This is a genomic window from Trebonia sp. (assembly GCF_049794275.1).
Lineage (GTDB): Bacteria > Actinomycetota > Actinomycetes > Streptosporangiales > Streptosporangiaceae > Trebonia.
Genome location: NZ_JBARCR010000309.1, coordinates 1 through 3,735, shown reverse-complemented (window position 1 = coordinate 3,735; position 3,735 = coordinate 1). Strand labels below are relative to the sequence as shown.

General features: G+C 69.3%; 5 protein-coding genes and 1 pseudogene. 3 read left to right on the top strand and 3 right to left on the bottom strand.

The features are described from left to right. On the bottom strand, positions 1–653 hold a 653-nt coding region (locus WA805_RS08610), incomplete at its 3' end, for a dihydrodipicolinate synthase family protein (protein ID WP_425242074.1). A 22-nt stretch (positions 654–675) separates the two neighbouring features. Beyond that, the gene (locus WA805_RS08605) at positions 676–1,254 is read right to left on the bottom strand and encodes a hypothetical protein (RefSeq protein ID WP_422282217.1); all 579 of its coding nucleotides are present in this window, start codon (positions 1,252–1,254) and stop codon (positions 676–678) included. Positions 1,255–1,533: 279 nt separating this feature from the next. Here WA805_RS08605 and WA805_RS08600 point away from each other — a divergent pair, with 279 nt between their 5' ends. From WA805_RS08600 to WA805_RS08590, 3 genes are all read left to right on the top strand, one after another. Further along, positions 1,534–2,415 carry a helix-turn-helix domain-containing protein gene (locus tag WA805_RS08600; protein WP_422288852.1) on the top strand — a complete coding sequence of 294 codons (882 nt, stop codon included), beginning with the start codon at positions 1,534–1,536 and terminating at the stop codon, positions 2,413–2,415. Positions 2,416–2,421: 6 nt separating this feature from the next. Further along, entirely contained in the window at positions 2,422–2,667 is a 246-nt protein-coding gene (locus WA805_RS08595) for a DUF397 domain-containing protein (RefSeq protein ID WP_422282213.1), read from the top strand. 88 nt (positions 2,668–2,755) lie between these two features. Next, on the top strand, positions 2,756–3,457 hold the full coding sequence (locus WA805_RS08590; RefSeq protein ID WP_422288851.1) for a CPBP family intramembrane glutamic endopeptidase: 702 nt from the start codon (positions 2,756–2,758) through the stop codon (positions 3,455–3,457). A 15-nt stretch (positions 3,458–3,472) separates the two neighbouring features. Here the strand turns inward: WA805_RS08590 and WA805_RS08585 are convergent. Beyond that, a pseudogene (locus tag WA805_RS08585) lies at positions 3,473–3,735 on the bottom strand (hypothetical protein); the annotation flags it as partial.

The following is a 3,735-nucleotide window of genomic DNA, read 5'->3' as shown; positions in this document are numbered from 1 at the left end:
GCGGCGGACAGCCCGCTGAACACCTCAGGGAAGGCCGACGCGCGCGCCGAGATGATCCCGGCGCCGCCCGCGCGCAGCGTCGCGGCGAGGTCGGTGTCGTCCCCGGAGAAGATCCGCAGCCCGGGACGCGCGGCCGCGCATTCGGCCACGTTGCGCGCGGCCACACCAGAAAATTTGGCACCAGCCAAACCCACCGCGTCGGCCAATTCACAGAATTGCTGCGGGGCAACAGTAAGCCCCGTACGTTCGGGGAAAATGTAAGCGTAAAGCCCCGGTTCCGGAGCCGCTTCCCGGATTCGCAGGTAATACTCCGTCACTTCGGCGGGCGATGCCGCGAGGTAATACGGCGTAATCGCCGCGATCCTGCTGGCGCCGAGCAGCGACGCCTCGCGGGCCAGCCGCACCGCCCGGTAGGCGTCCGGCGCGCCGATGTGCGCGATGATCCGGTCCGGGCCAAGGACGTCGATGGCGGTATCGATGAGGACCAGCCGCTCGTCCTCGTCCAGGGCGGGGAACTCGCCGGTGGTGCCGGCCACCAGCAGTCCGTCGGCCCGGTCGGCGAGGAACTCGTACAGGCGGCGCGCGCAGGCGAGGTCGACCGAGCCGTCGGCGGCGAACGGGGTGGGGACCGCGGCGAGGACTACATCAGCCACGAGGGAAACCTCCGGGAAAACGTCAGCGGGGCTCGGCTTTCGGGGACTGGGCCTTGAAGTAGGCGGTCGAGGCGGGACGCCAGAGATAGAAGACCGTCGCCGCCCCGATCACCCACAAGGCCAGGATCAGGATCAGCGACACGATCAGGGTCGCGGTGACCGTCACGCCGCCGTGCAGCTCACCGATCACGCTGTAGGTGTACAGCGACCAGAGGGCGAAGAACGCCGACGCGGTGATCCGCGCCCAGCGGCGGCCCGCCTCGTTCATCCGCGCCATCCACAGCCACAGGCCGATCGAGACCAGCCCGATGACGATCGTGTAGACGATAAGGCCGGTGGCGGTGCTGCTGATCTGGCTCGCCGTGATCTGGTGGTCCGCAAGCTTCTGCGCGTTCGCGGTCATCATGTTGTGCTTCAGGCTGAAGGAGCCGATCACCGTGAAGATCAGCGACAGCGTGCTCACGACGGCGCCCGCCTGCATGAGCCGGGCCGCCCGGTGGACCGGGGCCGGGGGAGCCTGGGGCCCCGCCAGCTCAGCGGGCCCTGTCCGGCCCGGCTTGGCCGGTTGCTTCTTATCGCTGGCGGTGAATGACTTGAACATGTCCTGCCCTAACCGTGCCTAACGTGACGCGCCGACTGTCGAAGCATAGTTGCTGGCCGAGGCAAAGCCACGCCCGGGCGGGTTGCCCTATTCTGTCCGACTTCTCCAGTATTCGCGGAAACTCGTGTCAGCGCACCGAAGGCGATATCATTCGGGGGTCATCGCGCGTGCAAGAGCCAAATGCGCGTGCGGACGTTGCGTGCAACGGTTTGCCAGGTGGTGAGAAAGTGCAGGTAGGGGGGGAGCACCGGCCCATCCTTGGGCATGGAAGGGGTCGCGTTGAGCCTTAGCCCAACCGGGGGAGCCGCCCCGGCTGGCGGCCCAACAGTGCTGCGCATCTTGCTTGGCGCACAACTTCGGCGGCTGCGGGACGCCGCCGGCATCTCCCGCGAAGACGCGGGCTATCACATCCGTGCCTCCGGTTCCAAGATCAGCCGGATGGAGCTCGGCCGGGTGTCGTTCAAGGAGCGGGACGTCACCGACCTGCTCGAGTTCTACGGCGTGCGGGACCCCGAGGAGCGCGAGAAGCTGGTCCAGCTGACGCGCGAAGCGAACCAGACCCCCTGGTGGCAGAAGTACCAGGAAGCCGTGCCCGACTGGTTTCAGGTCTTCGTGGGGCTCGAGGAAGCCGCCCAGCTCATCCGTGAGTACGAGGTTCAGTTCGTGCCCGGCCTGCTGCAGACGGAGGATTACGCGCGGGCGGTCGTGCTGCAGGGCACGCCAGGCCTGGACCCTGAGGAGGTCGAGCGGCGCGTCGCGCTGCGGATGGGGCGGCAGCAGGTGCTCAAGAAGGAGAACCCGCCGCGGCTGTGGGCGATCGTGGACGAGGCCGCGCTGCGCCGCCCGATGGGCGGCAGGGACGTGCTCGTCGCGCAGATCGAGCGGCTGATGGACGCGGTCAGCGAGCCGAACGTGACATTGCAGGTCATGCCGTTCAGGTACGGTGGTCACGCGGCCGAGGGGGGAGCGTTCATGCTGATGCGGTTCCCCGAGGCCGACCTGCCGGACATGGTCTACATGGAGTACCTCACGGGCGCGCTCTACCTCGACAAGCCGGACGAGGTGGAGCGCTACGCCGCTGTCATGGAGCGCCTGTCGGTGGCGGGCACCTCGCCCGACCGGACCAGGGAGATCCTGGGCTCGATGCTGAAGGAGATCTGACGTTCTGTGGCCGACAACGCGGTCTACAACGGGATGCCAGCCGGTGAGCTGGGCGAGCTCGACTGGCGGCTGGCCGTCGGCCGGGGCGGGCAGGCGGGCTCCGGCGTGGAGCTCGCGAAGCTGCCCGGCGGGCAGATCGCGGTGCGGAACTCCGCGGACCCGGACGGCCCGGCGCTGATTTACACGCGGGCCGAGATCGAGGCGCTGATCGGCGGCGCGCAGGACGGGGACTTCGACGCACTCCTCTCCTGACGAGGCTCTCTCCGAGGTTCCGCCTGAAAATTCTTCATCCGGAACGGACCGTCGGCTTCTGCGGTGGGAAATCATTGCTGTCTTCGCGGTGTCGCTCGGGGCCAGCGGTGTCTCCGCGCTCGTCTCGTACATCGGCTCGCTGACCGCCCATCAGTCGCTTGGCTCGCAGAGCGTGATACTCAACGGCTCGCGGGCGCCGGGCCGGCCGCTGCTCGACCTGTTCCTGCAGCTGGTGGCGATCGCGTCGGCCGCGGCGCCGGTGCTGCTGGTCTTCTACCTGCTGGCGCGCGACGGTGAGGGCCCGTCCGCGATCGGCGTGGACTTCTCCCAGCCGTGGCGCGACCTGCGGCGCGGCGCCGCGCTCGCGGCGGTGATCGGCGGCGCCGGGCTCGGCCTCTACCTGATCGCGTACAAGTCGGGCGTCGCGCTGAACGTCGTCGCCGAGAGCCTGCCCGACATCTGGTGGCGGATCCCGGTGCTGCTGCTGTCCGCCCTGCAGAACGGGCTGCTCGAAGAGGTCCTGGTCACCGGGTACCTGCTGACCCGGCTGAAGAAGCTCGGCGTGGGGTCATGGCAGGCGGTCGCGATCAGCGCGACGCTGCGCGGCTCCTACCACCTGTATCAGGGGCTGGGCGGGTTCCTCGGCAACGCGGCGATGGGGGTGATCTTCGCGGTGCTGTTCCTGCGCTGGAAACGGGCGACCCCGATGATCATCGCGCACACGCTGATCGACGCGGTGGCCTTCGTGGGCTACGCGGTGCTGGCCGGCCACGTTTCCTGGCTGCCCTGACGTCGTCCGCCGGCCCTAGGCGTTCCCGGTGACCAGGGCGGCGAGGGCGGCAGCGGACGGCATCGAATCCCCGGACCGCCACGCCACGTGCAGGTCGGGGCGGACCAGGATCAGCCGGTGCCCGGGATAGACGGCCTGCGCCGCGGCCGAGGTGACCTCGACCAGGTCCAGTGGTGCCCCCAGCCGGCCGAACTCGGCGGCCAGCTCCCGCGCGAACCCCACCGCGGCCCGGTCGCTGGGTGCGCCAGGAGCGCCGGGAGCGCCGGACCGTCCCTGGT